Raw genomic sequence first — 17,452 nt, 5'->3', positions numbered from 1 at the left:
CATCAAAATGGCGCAAAACATCCACGAAGAGGTGCAGCAGGTCCTGGACCGGGCTGTGGCCGAGGACAGCATTCCCGGTATCGTCGCCGAAGTTCACGACGACGACGGAACATGGTTCGGCACCGCGGGAGTGGCCGACCTCGCCACCGGGCATCGGCGTCACCCCGGGGAGCACCTCCACATCGGCAGCTCCGGTAAGGCCTTCACCGCCGCCACCGTGCTGGCCCTGACAGCCGAGGGCAGGCTGAGCCTCGACGACCCGGTGAACACATGGCTGCCCGGCGTCATGGAGACGGGCGGCTACGACGGCGACAAGATCACCATCCGGCACCTGCTCAACCACACCGGCGGCCTGTTCCTCACCGGCCTCGCACCAGAACTGCAGCACAGCATCGCCACCCAGCCGGCCCGCGTCTGGACCACCTCCGAGCTGGTGAAGCTCGCGGTGTCCCAGCCGCCGGTCGGCGAGCCGGGCGAGCGGTTCGTCTACTCCAACGGCGGCTACTACCTGGCCGGCGCGATCATCGAGAAGGTCACCGGCAACACCTACGCCGCCGAGGTCGAACGCACAGTCATCCGGCCGCTCGGCCTGACCCACACCTACGTACGGCCCGCCGACGCCACCGGCTATCCCCACCCGCATCCCACGGGCTACGTCGCCGGCGCCCTCAAGGACGGCGTCGACCCGGCGACACTCACCGCGGAGAACTGGGCGTCGATGATCGACCACGACAAGCCCCCCATCGACGTCACCGCGCTCAACACCTCATGGGGCTGGGCGGCCGGCGGCACCGTCTCCACCACCGAAGACCTGACCCGCTTTCTCAAGGCGATCGCGACCGGCGGCCTACTGCCACCGGCCCAGCATCACGAGATGTGGACCATGGTCGCCGGCGACAGCGTCGTCTGGCTGCCGCACGCCCGCTACGGCCTCGGCGTGATTGAGTTCGACAGCGCGGGGATGGACGGCCTGACCGTGCGCGGCGTCAGCGGCACCCTCCCGGGATCCTTCACCCTCGCGCTGAGCACCGACGACGGCCGGCGAAGCGTCGTCATCCACACCAACGTCGAGCCGAAGACCCTGGACATCCCCATCAAGATCATCAAGGCGATGTACGGCGTCGCCCTCGGCTGACCGGCCGGAGCGGTCCCGCCGCATGCCGCGTCGCGCGGACCCGGCCGGCTCGTGACACCCCGGCGGTTGCCGTCCTCTCGGAAGTGAGGAGTTCTGCCACGCCGCACCGCCCCGCCCGGCCGGGCGCCTGCCCGATCCGGGAATGTTCTCCATGAGCCACCCCAGCCCCAGAGCTCCGGGGTGGCTCACGGTTGCCGTCGGCGGTCGTAACAAGTCGGAGGCGACCGGTTGACCGGGATCATTCGGGCGTGCGCCTGGCGCGGTGCAGACGGACCTTCTCGCGGTTGCCGCAGCGCTTCATCGAGCACCACTGGCGCTTGCCCGCGTTGGACCGGTCGACGAAGCACAGCCCGCACTCGGGACTGGCGCACACGCGCAGCCTCGCCCATTCCTCCCCGCCGATCAGGTCGATCGCGTCGTGCGCGATCTCGGCCAGTGCCGCCTCCACGGGTCGCTCCGGCGCCGGCCGTACCACGGAAAGGTCGGGCGCGAGCTGCAGCACGGTCGCCTTCCGCCGCGCCGCCCAGCCGTTGACCAGCTCGACGTCGCCGGGCGACGGCGTGCCGGAGGCGCATCGGTGAATCGCCTCACGCAGCTCGTGTGCCAGCGCGAGTTGCGTGCTGTCGGTACGCGCCTCGCGGGCCGAGGCGAGCTGATCGCTGTCGGCGTCCGCCTCGACCAGGCCCGCGGCTGCGAGCCATGCGTCCAGGTCTCCGGGAGTACGCAGCAGCTCCCGGCCTCCGGTCTTGCGGTTGCGAAAGGTGTTGACCAGGTCGAGGCTGGGGCGCCCACCATCCCAGGCCCAGTCTCTCGGCGGCAGCGGCTTGTGCATGATGTAACTATATGATGCAGTTACAGCATGACGGAATCACGGATGGCAGATCTCGACGGCCTGCGGATGCACTATCTGATCGCGGGCGAGGGCCCGCTGCTGGTGCTGCTGCACGGATGGCCTCAGACGAGCCACTGCTGGCGGCATCTCATCCCCGAACTGGCCGGCGAGTTCACGGTCGTGGCACCCGACCTGAGGGGATACGGCCTGACCGACAAGCCGCGTTCGGGCTTCGACAAACGCACGATGGCGGCCGACATCCGGGCACTGGTCCACTCGCTGGGCCACACATCGGTGACGCTGATCGGCCACGACCGGGGCGCGCGGGTGGCACACCGCTACGCACTCGACCACCCCGGCGAGGTGGACAGGCTGGCCGTGCTCGACATCATCCCGACACGCGAGATGTGGCGCAGGTTCGACACGCGGACGGGCCTGGCGCTCGGTGCCTGGCACTGGGCCTTCCATCTGCAGCCCGACCTGCCCGAGCGGCTCGCCGGCGCCGACGTGGCGGGCTATCTGGGCCACTTCTTCGAGAAGTGGACGGTACGGCGGGCCGCGCTGGAGGTCGAGGAGTACGTCCGCGCGTTCTCCAGGCCAGGGGCGCTCCGCGCCGGCTTCGACGACTACCGGGCCTCCTTCCCCGACGACGCCGCCCACGACGACGCTGACTGGGACGCGGGCAAGCGGCTGGAGATGCCCGTGCTCGCGCTCTGGGGGTCCAGCGGCCTGCCCGCCGGGGTGCCGGTGCTGGACGTCTGGCGCGACTACGCGCGTGACGTGCGAGGTGCGGAGATTCCCGACTGCGGCCACTTCCTCGCCGAGGAGCAGCCGGACGTGGTGCTGGAGCACCTGCGCGACTTCCTCAAGGCCGGATAGGGGAAGGTCAGAGCCAGCCCCGCACCGTCGCCTCCACGCCTGCCTGGAACCTGGTGGTCACGCCGAGGCGCTCCACAACCGCAGCGATCTTCCTGGTCGCGGTGCGGGTGCTGACGCCCAGGTGCCTGCCGATGGCTCCGTCCTTGAGCCCCGAGTTCAGCAGCCGCAGCACCAGCAGGTCCTCCTCGGCGGGCCTGTCGTCCACCGGTGGGGAGTCGCCGGTGAGCGGCTGGCCGCGCTCCCAGTAGACGTCGAACAGCTCGATGAGCGCGTCCAGCAGCCGAGAGGGGTGCAGCAGCGCGATGTTGTCGTAGACGCCGTCCACCAGGGGCAGCAGCCCGACCCTCCGGTCGGCGATGCGCAGCTTGAACGGCAGGCGCGGCAGGAACCTGGAGCGCTCGCCCTCCCCGGCCAGGCGCAACAGGGTCTCCATGCGGCCCGGCCTGACGAGCGAGCCAGGGCAGTACACCACCCTGATGTCCACACCGCGGGCCAGCAGTTCCCTGGTGTCCTCCAGCTCCGACTCGTTGGTGTCCTGGGAGAAGTCGGGGCGGCCCAGGTACGGCGGGCTGTCGAAGCAGAGCAGCTCGGTGGTGACCGAGCGGGCCAGCTCGGTCATCTGCCGCTTGACGGCATCCTCGCCGGAGAGGATCTCCACCACGCCCGCGGGCTCGGCCCACATCCGACCCGAGTGGTAGAGCTGGGCGAAGGCGCCCGCCATGGTGCGTACCCTGGCCAGGCTCGCCTCCGCCTCCAGGCGGCGCCTGTCCACCAGCCAGCCGAGCGCCGCCTCGGGCGGGACCGGCTCGTAGTCGCCGGGGCCGGTCCTGCGCAGCAGGCCCACCTCGGTCAGCCGGCGCAGCGCGAGCCGCACCCGTGAGGAGGTGACCCCGAGGGCGGCGGCGAGCTCGGCGGCGCGTCGGCCCGGCTGCCTCAGCAGCAGCCGATACACCTGCTCGTCGAACTCCGCGACCCCCACCCCACTGAGAACCGGCTGCTCCTCCACGTATCACCTGACCGGATCGTGTCCCTTTTGGCCATATGGCTGAAAATGTCATAACCATATCTCGACAAGGGATCCTCGCAGGCCGTTGACTGCTCACCGGCCCCTCCGGCGATCTTGGCCGGGCGGGTGGCAGCCTCACCCCCTCAAGAGGAGCAATGTCCCGCAACTCCCGCGTCTACAGCGCCATGGCGCTCGCCGCCGCGCTGGCGGTCACCTCCGCCGCGGCACCGGCGCTCGCCGAACCCGCTGCGCCAGGCACCCCCTCCACCTACATCGTCACCCTCGCAGGGCAGCCGCTCGCCACCTACAGCGGCGGCGTGGACGGCATCGCCGCCACCAAGCCGGGCAAGGGCAAGGGCAGGAAGGTCGACACGGCCAGCGCCGACGCCAAGCGCTACCGCGAGCACCTGACCAATCGCCAGGACGAGGCCGCCCGCAGCGTCGGCGTGACCGCGCAACGGCACAACTCCGTCGCCTCCAACAGCTTCGTCGCCGAGCTCACCCCCGCTCAGGCGCTCAGGCTGCACCGGACGGACGGCGTCGTGTCCGTCGTCCAGGACACCCTGCACAAGGCCCTGGACGACCGCAACTCCAGCGACTTCCTCGGCCTGTCAGGTGACAAGGGCCTGTGGGCCTCGCTCGGCGGCACCGCCAAGGCGGGCAAGGGCATCGTGGTCGGCGTCATCGACACCGGCGTCTGGCCGGAGAACCCCTCCTTCGCCGGCCCCTCGCTCGGCACCGAGGCGCCCACCGCCGCCGACCCCTACCGGCCCTACCGCCAGGGCACGGCCACGGTCATGAAGAAGGCCGACGGCTCCACCTTCACCGGCCTGTGCGAGACCGGCACGGAGTTCACCGCCGATCTGTGCAATCAGAAGCTGGTGAGCGCCAGGTACTTCGGCAAGGCCTGGCTGGGCCACAACGACCCCGCCGCCACCGGCGAGTACGCCTCGCCGCGCGACCGGGGCGGGCACGGCTCCCACACCGCGAGCACCGCCGCGGGCAACCACGCCGTCCCCGCCACCGCCAACGGCATCGACTTCGGCCAGATCTCCGGCGTCGCCCCCGGAGCGGCCGTCTCCGTCTACAAGGCGCTGTGGGAGGGCCCGGACGGAGGCGGCGGCTACACCTCCGACATCATCGAGGCCATCGACCAGGCCGTCGCCGACGGCGTCGACGTGATCAACTACTCTGTCGGCGGTCAGATCGAGTCCTCCACCGACGACCCGGTCCAGCTGGCCTTCCTGGCCGCCGCGGACGCCGGCATCTTCGTCGCCACCGCGGGCGGCAACTCCGGCCCCGACGCCTCCACCCTGGACAACACCGCCCCGTGGACGACCACCGTCGCCGCGAGCACCGTCGCCCCCTACCTGGCCGACGTGCGGTTGGGCGACGGCAGCACCTTCCGCGGCGCCAGCACCACCGTCAGCGCGCCGTTCGGGCCCAAGCCGCTGGCCACCTCGGTGTCGGTGAAGAACGCCGCCGCCTCCGACTCCGACGCCCAGATCTGCGCGGCGGGGTCGCTGGACCCGGCCAAGGCCGCCGGGAAGATCATCTACTGCGTGCGCGGCGTCACCCCGCGCGTGGACAAGTCCGCCGAGGTCAAGCGCGCCGGCGGCGTGGGCATGGTGCTGGGCAACCCCAGCGACCAGGACACCGGCGCCGACGTGCACGCCGTACCGACCGTGCACATCAACACCCCCGACACCGAGAAGGTCCTCGCCTACGCCGCCACCCCCGGCGCGACGGTGACGCTGCTCCCCGCCTCCTCCACCGAGGGCGCCGAATACCCGCAGGTCGCCGGCTTCTCCTCGCGCGGCCCCTCGCTCAGCAACAACGGCGACCTGATCAAGCCCGACATCGCCGCCCCCGGCGTGTCGATCCTCGCCGCCGTCGCGCCTCCCGGGAACCAGGGCAAGGACTTCGACTTCTACTCCGGCACCTCGATGGCCACCCCGCACATCGCCGGTCTGGCCGCCCTGTATCTGAGCACGGACCCGCTCCTGTCGCCCGCCGCCGTCAAGTCGGCGATGATGACCACCGCGTACGACACCAAGACCCCCGACCTCTTCGCGCAGGGCTCAGGTCACGTCGACCCCGCCCGCATGCTGAGGCCCGGCCTGGTCTACGACGCCGCGGCCCAGGACTGGTACGGATACCTGGAGGGGCTGGGCGTCAAGACCGGCACCGGCACCGCGCCCATCGCCACCAGCGACCTGAACTACCCCAGCATCGCGGTCGGCGCCCTGTTCGGCTCAAGGACCCTCACCCGCAAGGTCACGGCGCTGACCCCCGGTGTCTACCACGCGGCCGTCGACCTGCCGGGCGTCAGGACCAAGGTCCAGCCCTCCACCCTGGTCTTCAAGAAGGCGGGTGAGACCAAGGAATTCAGCGTCACCATGGAGATGACGCGCCACACCGGCGCCGGCGCCATCGTCGGCTCGCTGACCTGGCAGGGCAAGAACACCGCCGTCCGCAGCCCCATGATGGTCACCCCGCTGAGCGCCAAGGCGCCCGCCGAGGTCAAGGGCACGGGTCCGGAGGGCTCGCTCACCTTCGACGTGACCCCCGGCGTGTCGAAGTTCCCCGTCAAGGCCTACGGGCCCGTCTCCGCCGACCCGGTGCCCGGCACCGTGAGTCCCAGCGACATCTGGGGCAAGGAAGTCTCCGTGGTCGTGCCCGAAGGCGCCAAGGCCGTCTCCTTCAAGCTCATCCCCGGCGACCCCGGGACGGAGGTCGGCGCCATCCTGGGCTACACCGAGGGCGGCGTGATGCAGGGCCTGGCCTGGGTCACCTCGTGGGAGGACTACCGCGCGGTCCTGGCCAACCCCAGGCCCGGCAAGTACACCCTGTACGTGCTCACCTTCGGGAGCGCCGAGACGCCGTTCAGCACGCAGATCAACGTCGTGGACGCCGGCTCCGGGTCCGGCACGCTGACGGTGACGCCCGACAGGCCGAAGGTCACGCCGGGAACGACGTTCCCGCTGACGGCCACCTGGTCCGGCCAGCCGGACCGGACGGCGACCGGCTACGTCGAGTACCCCAACGAGGCCGGCACGATCGTGACGATCAACTGACCTGAACAGATCCGACGCGGGCCGTTCCCTCCGGGGGCGGCCCGCGTCGCGCGTGTCCCCTTCCGCGCTGTTGTGGATCTAGCTCTTCATTTATGAGCAATGCTCATGTATGGTCGCCGACACTATGAGGAACCACTGGCTGTCGCCGATCGTCGTCGTGGTACTGGCCGCCGTCATCGTGCTGGGAGCGGTGTTCGACCCTTCGGGGCTTGCCGCGCCGTACACATGGACGGGCGCCGACCTGCTGCCCGTCGCCGGACTCTGGCAGGTGGCCGCGCCGGCCGTCTACGTGCCGCTGCTGCTGGCGGGGGTCGGGGTGCTGGCATGGGTGGTCGCGCGCGGGCACGCCCCGCTGCGTACGGCACTGCTGGTGTGGGGCGCGGTGGTGTGGTCGGCGATGGCGGCCAAGCTGGTGATGTCGCTGGTGATGGCCTTCGGCGATGTGGTCTACCTGGCGTGGTCGACCGGTTTCACCGGCGTCAAGGCGGCGGTCTTCGGTCTGCCGGTCCTGGCAGCCGCCTGGCTCACCCAGCTCCTGCGCCGCCGCCCCACCCCGCCCCCTCCGATCTCGGCCTCCCCGCCTTCCCCGGGGCCGGGCGCTGGACCCGCCGCGGCCTCGGGGGCGTTCTTCCCGTCGGGGCCGGGGTGGGTGGCGGCGGGGGTGGCCGTGGTCCTGGGCGCGTCGGTCGGCGGGGTGTGGTGGGGCGGCTCACCCGTCGGGTACGCCATCGGCGACTCCCCGCTGGCCCCGGCGCCCGAGGCGGGACCGCTGGGCTGCCTCGCCGCCGTCACCCTGCTGGGCGTGACGACCTGGGCACTGAACCGCTGGCTCGGTGCCACCACCTCGCCGCCGGCCGTCGTGGCCGGGATCTCCGCGCTGGGAGCGGCCGCGACGCTGGGTCTGGTCGAGGTGGCCATCGGGCTCCCCGGCGACCTGGCGGGCGGCGACACGTTCTGGGCGCCGGCGATCATGCTCCGCCTCGCCCCCGCGCTCTCCTTCGGCGCCCTCCTCGCCCTCGCGACGGCAGCCCTCGGCGCCCTCCTCCCCGCCCTTCTCCCGGCGCGTAAGGGCGCCGCATTCTCCGCGCCGACACGGATGGCGGCCGTCGTGGCCGCCGCGGCGCTCGCCGTACCGCTGGTGCAGCCCGGCACCACCACCGCGCCGCTGCCACGCACCAAGGGCCTGACGCTCTCAGCCGACCGCAGGATCGTCGACGCCGACGGCAACGAGGTGCTGCTGCGCGGCGTGAACGTCAACCAGCTCGAAGACTACTTCCAGAAATTTCCAGACAAGGCGGTGACGCGACCGCTCACCGAGGCCGACTTCGCCGGCATGGAGCAGATGGGCTTCAACGTCATCCGCCTCGCCGTGTCCTGGTCAGCCCTGGAACCCCGGCCCGGCCACTACGACCCGGCCTACCTCGCCAGGATCTCCTGGGCCGTCGAGACCGCGGCCAAGCACGGCCTGCGCACGGTCATCGACATGCATCAGGACGCCTGGGGCAAGGGCGTCAACGCCGCCCCCGGCACCACCTGCGACAACGGTTCCCCGATGCACGGCTGGGACGGCGCCCCCACCTGGGCCGACCGCTTCGACGGCGCCCCCAGGTGCGAGTTCACCGGACGCGACATCTCTCCGGCCGTCGCCCGCGCCTTCACCAACTTCTACCAGGACAGGGACGGCATCCAGACCCGCCTGGTCGCCGCCTGGGGCATGCTGGCGGAGCGGTTCGCGGACGAGCCGATGGTCGCCGGATACGACCTGCTGAACGAGCCCGGCTTCGGCGAGGCCCCGCCGATCACCTCCGGCGTCCTGCTCGGCCGCTACTACGACCGAGCGATCAAGGCCATCAGGGCGGGCGAGAAGCGCGGCTTCCCGCATCTGGTCTTCTTCGAGCCGTCCGTGCTCTGGTCGGGTCTCGGCTTCGAGGTCTCGGTGCCCAAGGACTTCACCGACGACCGGCTGCTCGTCTTCGCCCCCCACCTCTACAACGAGTCGATCACCATCGACCAGGGCACCGGTCTCACCATCACGAGCATCGAGCGCGGTTTCGACCTGGCGAGCCGGGCGGCGGCGTACTACGGCGCCGGGCTCTGGTCGGGGGAATGGGGTTGGTTCGGCGACCCCGCCTCGGCCCCGATCACGAAATACACCGACCAAGAGGATCGGCACCGCATCGGCGGCGCGTTCTGGGTCTGGAAGCAGTCCTGCGGCGACGCCCACGCCGGAGCCGGGGCCAAGACCGGCGGCAACCTCATGATCGAGGACTGTGCCACCGGGAAGGATCTGCCCCCGCCCCCCGAATACGTCGCCGAGCTCTCGCGCCCCTACCCCCGCTCCGCCCCCGGCCGCCTGACCGGCCTCACGTCGGACCGGGCGAGCCTCACGGCCCAGGGTGAGGGCAGCGGGTGCGGCCTCGATGTCTGGTTCCCCGGCGGCGCCCGGCCGGCCGTCCGTGGTACCGGAGTCACGGGCGTCGCCGTCCGGCAGGCACCGGGCGGCTGGCGCATCACCGGCTGCACCCGAGGCGCCTACACCCTGACCGCACACCGCTAGCCCCGCTTCCCGCACCGGGGTCGGGCCGTGGACTCAGGTCCGGTGATCGGGTGCCGAAGACGGCCCACCTCGAGTGCCGGCGTCCCGGGTCCGAGGTGACGGTTCAGGCGAGGATCTGGACGTACCCGTCGGTTCCGTGAACGCGGATCCGCTGCCCGTCCCGGATCAGCCGGGTGGCCTGCTCCACCCCCACAACGGCCGGCAGGCCGTACTCCCGCGCGATCACCGCCCCGTGCGTCATGAGGCCGCCCACCTCCGTCACCAGCCCGGCGACGGTGACGAACAGGGGGGTCCAGCTGGGGTCGGTGTAGGCGGTGACCAGGATGTCGCCCGCCTCGAGGTCGGCCTGCGCCATGTCCATGACGACACGGGCACGGCCCTCGACGGTCCCGGCCGAGACCGGGAGGCCGGCCAGCGCGCCGGGCGGGGCGTCGTCACGCCGATACCGGCCGGTGATGACCTCGCCGTCCGAGGTGAGGACCCGGGGCGGTGTGAGCGCCTCGTACGACCGGAACGCCTCCCGCCTTTCCAGGATGAGTCCGGCGTCCACCTCGTCGGTGCGCACGACTTCTTGCAACTCCGGGAACCGGAGGAAGAAGATGTCTTCTCTCTCGCGCAGGGTGCCGGAGCGGACGAGGCGATCGGCTTCCCGCAGCAGCGCCTGCTTGTAGGCGAAGTAGCGGCTGACCATGCCGTACTTGGGGTACTCCCGGTATCCGGCGAAGGCGCGGACGCGGTCGATCATCCGCTTGGTCTCCTCGGCCTTCCGCTCCCCGTGGGGCAGGGCGCGCAATCGCGTCAGAAGTTCCTGTTCTCTCCGTCGTGACTCCAGGCGTCCTTGTTCGAAGTGCCGTCCGCCGGCGCCCGGCTCGAAATTCTTGATGTTGCCGAGGACGGCAGGCACGAGCGTGGCGGGATGCTCGCTCCAGCGCGTTCTGGTGATGTCGATCTCACCTGCACAGCGCATGCCGTACTCGTCGAGGTAGCCCCGGATGGCGTCACGTGCTTCCCGTCCGCCGGCCAGCCCGGCCAGCTCGTCCAGGAAGCCGTCGCCCTCCCGGCCTTCGTCCACGACGCGGTGCAAGAACGTCACGACGTCCGCGTGCGGCCGGATCGCGTCCGCGACGTCGAGGAGCGCCAGCCCCATCTCCGACGTGACGTTGTGGGGGACGGATTGGGTGAGCGCGTCGGCCGCGTTCTTCTCGCCCAGCCACGCCTCGAGGTGGTCGTTGAGCCACCAGGTCGCCTCCATCCCCGCCATGATCACCTGGAGGCTCCGCGGAGAGAACAGGATGCGCTTCAGCTCTGCGATGTCGGCCAGGATGAAGTCGAGCAGCGCCGGCCCGGACAGAGTCCGGATCTCGCTCCGCAGGGTGGCAACGGACGCCTGACTGTGCTGGATCAGCTGGGTGACAAGGGCCGGGTCGGTCTCGATCGGGGCGGGTGGGTCACCGGCGGGTGCGGCGGTGGAATCCTCGTCCGGAAGTAAGCGGATGAAGTCGCCGCGGTCGAGGACGGTCTGCAGCGCGTCCCGGACCAGCGGATCGGACTTCCCCAGGGTCCCGAGGAGGTTCGCGCGACCCGCGGGCGTCGCCAGGACGGGGGCCACGTCGACGAACAACCGTCCGCCCGCCTCGTGCATCGGCCGTGGGGTCGTCAGCTGCCACAGGGAGAGTCCCAGCGGCTTCATCGCGTCGGTCATCATCTGCTGGTGACCGACGGAGACGTAGACACGGTTCTCCTGGTCATCGGTCCTGGGGATGGGGAACAGGGTGGTGATCGGCCTGCTCTGCACGATGTGGAAGTCATCGCCGACCAGGCACCATTCGATGTCCTGGGGCCTGCCGAAGTGCGCTTCGATGCGCCGGCCCAGCCGCACCAGGCGCACGACTTGCGCATCCGTCAGAGCCGGCTGCGTCTGCCGCCGCGGTTCGACCGGTGCGTCCTGGGTGCCGCCTCCCGGCGACGCCTGGACGGACCGCGGCTTGGTGGCGACCGCTGCGGTGACGACCTGATCGTCGCGCACCGTGTAGACGTCCCCGGCGACCAGACCGGAGACAAGCGCCTCGCCGAGCCCCCAACCGGCTTCCACAGTGGCGATTTTCCGGTTCGAGGTCACGGGGTCCGCGGTGAAGAGGATCCCGGCCGCGTCCGGGAACACCATCTGCTGTACGACCACGGCCATCCGTATCCTGCGGTGGTCAAAGCCGTTACGGCACCGGTAGGTCACCGCCCGCTCGGTGAACAGCGAGGCCCAGCACCTCCGGACGTGCCGGAGGATCTCCGGTAGGCCCACGATGTTCAGGTACGAGTCCTGCTGCCCGGCGAAGGACGCGGTCGGCAGGTCCTCGGCCGTCGCGCTGGAACGCACCGCGTAGGAGGCTTGCTCCCCGAGCCGGGCGAGCGATCCGCTGACCGCCGCCACAAGATCGTCAGGAACCGCGACGCCTTCGACGACCCGGCGGACATCGGCGCTCAGGGTGCGGATCGCCGCGCGGTCGTCCGGTTTCACACGCGCCAGCAGGTCAAGCTGGGCGTCGATCGACGGCGCCTGGGCCACGACCCGCTGGAAGGCGTCTGTCGTGACGCAGAATCCGTCCGGCACGCGGATGCCATTGATTCGCGAGAGCTCGCCCAGGTGCGCCCCCTTTCCGCCGACGTCTGCGATATTCGTCGAGTCGATCTCCTCGAAATCCAGCACGTAACCCAATTCCGTCGCTCCATCGTCTGTCGGGCCGGTTCGCAACGGGCAAGTATGAAGCACTTTCTGACGCCTCATGAGACGCGCGACTCTGATATAAAGTGAAAGTGGCGGGGAGCGGCACGCGCAGCCGCCCCGGACGGTGGATCCCCCTGTCCCTCACCCCGCGCCTGACCCGCAGCCGCCGCCCTGCGCCTATGGCCTACCGACACCCCGCCGGGGCACTCGACGTTCCGCCCGACACCCGGCCGCCGGTTGCCGCAGGCAGTAACCCACAGTTCAGTGACGCCTCGAACAGAGTGGGGTCCCGGCAGTAACGGCGCGGGGGGCAACGGACACACAGATCAGCAGTCCGTCGTCAGATTATCCCCGAAAGGCCTTACCGGGACTTCGACCTGCATATCCATTGGAAATTTCTTCATTGCTACCGGGACCCCCGTTATGCGGGGGGCGGCCGGAATACAGAAGAAACACACCCCGCAGGTCGTCCTCACGCTGCCGCGTGTCGTCCAGACCGGGGCGCCCTGCCGTGGCCGTCCTCAGCGCCGGCGGCTGTCCGCTCGTTACCGGCAAGCATCGCCCAGGTACCCCTTGACCTCGGTGACGTCGGCCACGGTGCCGTTCAGCCGGATCTGCCGTCACCCGCGTCCGTCACCGAGGCAAGGAGCCGCTCCGATATTGCTGCCAAGAAACACGGTCTGTGGATGTAACCCTTTTGCCGGTTCTCACCAAGCAGGGGCGAAATCGACGAAGGGAGCACGACCGGTGCGTCGCAAACAGGCGAAGATCGCCACAGATCCTGTGGCCTTCGAGGCCTTCTACCGGCGGCATGTGGATGCGGTCACCTGCTTCCTCGCCCGCCGGGTCGACGACCCGCACACCGTCGCCGACCTGGTGGCCGAGGTGTTCGTGGCAGTGCTCGACTCGGCCCACACCTACCGGGCCGAGCTGGGTACCGAGATCGCCTGGCTCTACGGCGTCGCCCGCAAGACGATCTCCGCTGAGCGGCGCAGAGCGTACAAGCAGCATCAGCTGACGGGTCGGGTGAGCGGGCGGCGCACGCTCGACGTTGACGACTTCGCCGAACTGGAGGAGCGCATCGACGCGGAGCGGCACACCAGGCAGGCGTTCGAGGCCATGGCCGATCTACCGGAGGGGGAGCGCGCGGTACTGGAGCTGGTCGTCATCGATCAGCTCACGGTCACCGAGGCCGCGCTCGCCCTCGGCATCGGGCACAGCGCCGCCAAGGTGCGTCTGCACCGCGCCCGCAAGAAGCTCCGGAACCTGCCCTTCGTCATGACTGGAGCATCGGGATGAAATACCAGGAGCAACTGCTGATGGAACTCAAAACCGAGATCACCTACCGTACCGAGCGGCGTCGCCGCGTCACCCGCCGGCTGTACGCAGGCGGCGCGGTGGCCCTTCTCGCCGCAGCGGCGGCGTTCATCGTTCCGGTGCTGACCGGGACGGAGGAGCCCGCATACGCGGTGAGCAAGAACGCCGACGGCACGGTCAGGGTGGAGATCAACGAGTTCAGGGACGCCGACCGGCTGGAGCAGGACCTGCGCGACGCGGGCGTCACGGCCGACATCACCTACCTCCCACCGGGCAAGGCATGCAAGGTGGGCAGAGGAGAGACGGTCGGCCGGACGGTGACCCTGGGGCCGGACGCGAACGCGGTCGCCCGGATGCACAACGGCGGGCTGGACATCAACCCTCGGAACATCGGCGAAAACCACACCCTGGTGCTGGAGTTCGCCGGGAACGAGGGCACCCCCGCGGCCGAGAAGCGGGAGGTGTCGTGGCGGCTGACAGGGCATACGATCACCGGCCCGGTCACGCCGTGCGTCACAGTCGATGACCCCGGGTGGGAAACCGGCAACAGCAGCTGACCTCGGCCGTCATCGCCGTTGATTGCCAGTGCGGCCGTCGTCTGGCGGCATGGCGCAGCGGCATGGTGACCCCGCCACCGGCGGCTTCAAGGCTTCGCAGCTCACGGCTTCACGGCCGTGAGCTGCGCTCATCGTCCTCTGCACCCTCACCGAGGGCAGCCCGATCCTCCACACGGAGATCTTGTGTCCGATACAGCATCGTTCCGATCTTTGCTCACAAGGTCGTTGACCGCCGTTCTGGCCGTGTTCCTCGGCGTGCCCCCGGCCCACGCCGAGCCGTCCGCGCCCAGGGGCGACCCTGACGGCGTCACCCTGATCACCGGCGACCGCGTCGTGATCACCGGTTCCGGCCAGCGCATCGAGCCCGGCCCCGGCAGGCAGGTGAGCTTCATCCGGCAGCTGATCGACGGCCATGTGTACGTGATCCCATCCGACGCCCGCCCTTTGCTCGCCCAGGGCCTGTTGGACAGGCGCCTGTTCGACGTCACCCAACTCCTGGCCTGGCGGTACGACGACGACGCCACTGCCGACATCCCCCTGATCATCCAGTCCGAGCGGGCGCCCGCAGGGGCCCGCACCACCCGGAGCCTGACCGGCCTCGGTATGAACGCGCTCAGCGTGCCCAAGGCGAGCGCCGCCCGTACCTGGAAGGACCTGACCGGCGGCGTCCACGCACTCGGCGCGACGAAGACGAAGCTCTGGCTGGACGGCCGCCGCACCTTCGACCTCGATCGCAGCGTCAAGCAGATCGGCGCGCCTCAGGCATGGGAGCGCGGCCTGACCGGCAAGGGCGTCACGGTCGCCGTGCTCGACAGCGGCTACGACGCCGGCCACCCCGACCTGCAGAACGTCGTCGTCCAGGAGCGGAACTTCAGCAACGACCCGGACATGCGTGACACCGTTGGGCACGGCACCCATGTCGCCTCCATCGTCGCCGGGGCCGGCGGACAGTACCGAGGCGTGGCTCCCGGCGCCAGACTCGCGATCGGCAAGGTCGGCAGTGCGTACGTCCGCGACTCCGCCATCCTCGCCGGCATGGAGTGGGCCGCCGTGGAGGTCAGGGCGAAGATCGTCAACATGAGCCTGGGCGGTCCCGACACCCCTGAACTCGACCCCCTCGAGCAGGCGGTGAACACCCTGTCCGAGCGGACGGGAGCCTTGTTCGTGGTGTCCGCGGGCAACCGCCACGACCTGCCCGTCTCCAGTCCCGGCAGCGCCGACGCGGCCCTCACCGTCGGTGCCGTGGACCGGGACGACCGGCTGGCCCGCTTCTCCAGCAAGGGGCCGCGCGAAGGCGACCACGCCGTCAAACCCGACGTCACCGCGCCCGGTGTGGGCATCATGGCCGCGGCCGCCGAGGGCACCGCCGACGGCCCGCACATCGCGCTGAACGGCACGTCGATGGCGGCCCCGCATGTCGCAGGAGCCGCAGCCATCCTCGCCGAGCAGCACCCCGACTGGACCGGCGGGCAGCTCAAGTCCGCGTTGATCGGCAGCGCGCGGCCCATGGACGGCGCGACCCCGTACGAAGGGGGCGCCGGACGCGTGGACGTGCCACGGGTGATCAACCAGCCGATCGTGGCCGACAAGCCCAACGTGTGGGCCGCCTTCTCCTGGGACGATTCCACCCGGACCCAGACCACGACCCTCACGTACGCCAACTCCGGCGACGCTCCCGTCACCCTCAACCTCGCCGCCGACGGCGACACGGTGAAACTGTCCACGCGACGGCTCGACGTGCCCGCCGGGGGCACGGCGTCGGTCACGCTCACCGTCGACGCCGGCGGCAAGGCCCCCGGCGACTACCCGGGGACGATCACCGCCACCTCCGGCGAGATGACGGTCCGCACGCTGGCGGGCGCGTACGTCGAGCCCGAGTCCTACGACGTGCGGCTCACGGCGTACGGCAAGGAGGGAGACGTCACCAACGTCTTCACGCAGATCTACGATCCCGAGACCGGCGAGACACGACAGCTGATCCTCGACAGTGCGACCGGCACGATCCGGCTGCCGAAGGGGCACTGGAAGCTGTACGCCGAGATTTACGACTCCACCCGGAAAATCACCCTCGCCCACACCGATCTGCGCGTGGACGCCGATCGGCAGGTGACCCTGGACGGCCGTCAGGGCAAGCAGGTCCGCTTCTCGATCGACGACCCGGACGTCGTACCCCGCGACGTCGTCGACGTCCAGGTAAGCAACGGAAAGTGGGGGGTGACCTGGGGAGCCGCGCTGGACGTCCGCAGCGATCTCTTCGCCGTTCCCGCGCGGGAGGCCGGGCTGCGTTACATGATCAGGAGCATCTGGGACGGCGAGGATTCCTCCGGGCGCCCCTACCTGTACGACCTCCTCGACCGCCGCACCGGGGGAATCCCCGAAGACCCCGGTTCCCTGGCACGCCGCGACGACCTCGCCGAAGTAACCGCGACTTACCACGCCTCCGGCGTCGCGGCCAAGGGCGCGCCGCGCTTCGCGCCGCGGTCCGACGACGGCGTGCCTCTCTTTCTGCAGTCGCTTCCGGCGGAGGTGAGCCTGCCGGGCAGCGTCACGTATCACCGTACGCCGGGCACCGTCTGGGAGAGCACATTACAGACCGGCACCACGGTGATGTCCGACTCCGGCACGCTCATGAAGCGCGGGCACACCCGGGAAGTGTGGAACGCGGCGGTTGCCGGGCCGTCCCTCGTCACCGTGACCGGCACCCGTACCGGAGACGGCCTGCACTTCAACGCGGGCCCGCTCTTCGCTGACGGCGTCGCGGGCCGTACCGGCACGGACCGGGCGGCCACCGGCACCGCCACACTCAGCACCGGCGGGCAGGTGCTCGCCCAGGCCGAGCTGTCCGGTTGCGACATCGCCGAGCTCCCGACCTGCGTACTGGACGCCGTCCTGCCGCCGGCGCCGACCAGGTACACGCTGGGCGTGTCGATGAGCAGACAGGTTCCGCACACGGCGCTGTCCACGGCGGTGAAGGCCGTGTGGGAGTTCGACTCGGCCCGCACCGCGGATCGACGGCCGCTGCCGCTTGCCGCGATGCGGTACGCCCCGACCGGCCTCGACGCCTACAACCGAGCCAAGCCCGGCACGGTGACCAGGGTGCCCATGTGGGTGGAACGCAACCCCGGCGCCGCCGAGACGAAGGTGAGATCCGTCCGGCTGGAAGCGTCCTTCGACGACGGAGAGACGTGGCGGCCGGTTCCGGTCGTGCCTTCCGGGTCCGGCTGGAAGGCCGCCGTCCAGAACCCACGCACGCAGGGGTTCGTCTCCCTTCGAGTCGCCGTCACCGACGCCGCCGGCGCTTCGCTCACCCAGACCATCACGCGCGCCTACGGCATCGCCTGACTGACCTCGGGCCGACGCGATCTGCCGGCTC

General features: G+C 70.4%; 10 protein-coding genes. 7 read left to right on the top strand and 3 right to left on the bottom strand.

What is annotated here, in order from left to right:
* Window positions 1–7 precede the first annotated feature (7 nt).
* Window positions 8–1,135 (top strand): serine hydrolase domain-containing protein, encoded by a 1,128-nt coding sequence (locus J2S55_RS07105; protein ID WP_306858174.1) that lies wholly within the window; start codon window positions 8–10, stop codon window positions 1,133–1,135.
* Window positions 1,136–1,373: 238 nt separating this feature from the next.
* On the opposite strand, the gene J2S55_RS07100 is transcribed toward J2S55_RS07105, so the two are convergent.
* Window positions 1,374–1,967 (bottom strand): CGNR zinc finger domain-containing protein, encoded by a 594-nt coding sequence (locus J2S55_RS07100; RefSeq protein ID WP_306858173.1) that lies wholly within the window; start codon window positions 1,965–1,967, stop codon window positions 1,374–1,376.
* Window positions 1,968–2,009: 42 nt separating this feature from the next.
* On the opposite strand from J2S55_RS07100, the gene J2S55_RS07095 reads away from it, so the two are divergent.
* Window positions 2,010–2,846, top strand: coding sequence for an alpha/beta fold hydrolase (locus J2S55_RS07095; protein WP_306858172.1), 837 nt, complete (start codon window positions 2,010–2,012; stop codon window positions 2,844–2,846).
* A 7-nt stretch (window positions 2,847–2,853) separates the two neighbouring features.
* On the opposite strand, the gene J2S55_RS07090 is transcribed toward J2S55_RS07095, so the two are convergent.
* Entirely contained in the window at window positions 2,854–3,852 is a 999-nt protein-coding gene (locus J2S55_RS07090) for a helix-turn-helix domain-containing protein (RefSeq protein WP_306858171.1), read from the bottom strand.
* 155 nt (window positions 3,853–4,007) lie between these two features.
* Here J2S55_RS07090 and J2S55_RS07085 point away from each other — a divergent pair, with 155 nt between their 5' ends.
* Window positions 4,008–6,929: a S8 family serine peptidase gene (locus J2S55_RS07085; RefSeq protein WP_306858170.1), complete on the top strand. Its 2,922-nt coding sequence runs from the start codon at window positions 4,008–4,010 to the stop codon at window positions 6,927–6,929.
* Window positions 6,930–7,053: 124 nt separating this feature from the next.
* Window positions 7,054–9,486, top strand: coding sequence for a glycoside hydrolase family 5 protein (locus tag J2S55_RS07080; RefSeq protein ID WP_306858169.1), 2,433 nt, complete (start codon window positions 7,054–7,056; stop codon window positions 9,484–9,486).
* 103 nt (window positions 9,487–9,589) lie between these two features.
* Here the strand turns inward: J2S55_RS07080 and rph are convergent, their stop codons facing one another.
* Complete coding sequence (gene rph, locus J2S55_RS07075; RefSeq protein WP_306858576.1) at window positions 9,590–12,187, bottom strand: rifamycin-inactivating phosphotransferase; 2,598 nt, start codon at window positions 12,185–12,187, stop codon at window positions 9,590–9,592.
* 765 nt (window positions 12,188–12,952) lie between these two features.
* Here rph and J2S55_RS07070 point away from each other — a divergent pair.
* The 3 genes from J2S55_RS07070 (at window position 12,953) to J2S55_RS07060 (ending at window position 17,421) form a co-directional block, all read left to right on the top strand.
* Window positions 12,953–13,504, top strand: a complete 552-nt coding sequence (locus tag J2S55_RS07070) for an RNA polymerase sigma factor (RefSeq protein ID WP_306858168.1) — start codon at window positions 12,953–12,955, stop codon at window positions 13,502–13,504.
* Window positions 13,505–13,524: 20 nt separating this feature from the next.
* A complete protein-coding gene (locus tag J2S55_RS07065) occupies window positions 13,525–14,079 on the top strand; it encodes a hypothetical protein (RefSeq protein WP_306858167.1) in 555 nt (184 codons plus the stop codon).
* 225 nt (window positions 14,080–14,304) lie between these two features.
* The gene (locus J2S55_RS07060; RefSeq protein WP_306858166.1) at window positions 14,305–17,421 is read left to right on the top strand and encodes a S8 family serine peptidase; all 3,117 of its coding nucleotides are present in this window, start codon (window positions 14,305–14,307) and stop codon (window positions 17,419–17,421) included.
* The last annotated feature ends 31 nt before the right edge of the window (window positions 17,422–17,452 follow it).

Source organism: Streptosporangium brasiliense (genome assembly GCF_030811595.1).
Taxonomy (GTDB): Bacteria; Actinomycetota; Actinomycetes; order Streptosporangiales; family Streptosporangiaceae; genus Streptosporangium; species Streptosporangium brasiliense.
Note: the sequence above shows the minus strand (reverse complement) of the source record. Positions and strands in the feature narration are given on the sequence as shown.

What these genes read in the sequence shown, in the direction of transcription:
- J2S55_RS07105 (WP_306858174.1), top strand. Translation starts at nt 8, where the DNA reads ATGGCGCAAAACATCCACGAAGAGGTGCAGCAGGTCCTGGACCGGGCT.
- J2S55_RS07100 (WP_306858173.1), bottom strand. Translation starts at nt 1,967, where the DNA reads ATGCACAAGCCGCTGCCGCCGAGAGACTGGGCCTGGGATGGTGGGCGC.
- J2S55_RS07095 (WP_306858172.1), top strand. Translation starts at nt 2,010, where the DNA reads ATGGCAGATCTCGACGGCCTGCGGATGCACTATCTGATCGCGGGCGAG.
- J2S55_RS07085 (WP_306858170.1), top strand. Translation starts at nt 4,008, where the DNA reads ATGTCCCGCAACTCCCGCGTCTACAGCGCCATGGCGCTCGCCGCCGCG.
- J2S55_RS07080 (WP_306858169.1), top strand. Translation starts at nt 7,054, where the DNA reads ATGAGGAACCACTGGCTGTCGCCGATCGTCGTCGTGGTACTGGCCGCC.
- J2S55_RS07065 (WP_306858167.1), top strand. Translation starts at nt 13,525, where the DNA reads ATGGAACTCAAAACCGAGATCACCTACCGTACCGAGCGGCGTCGCCGC.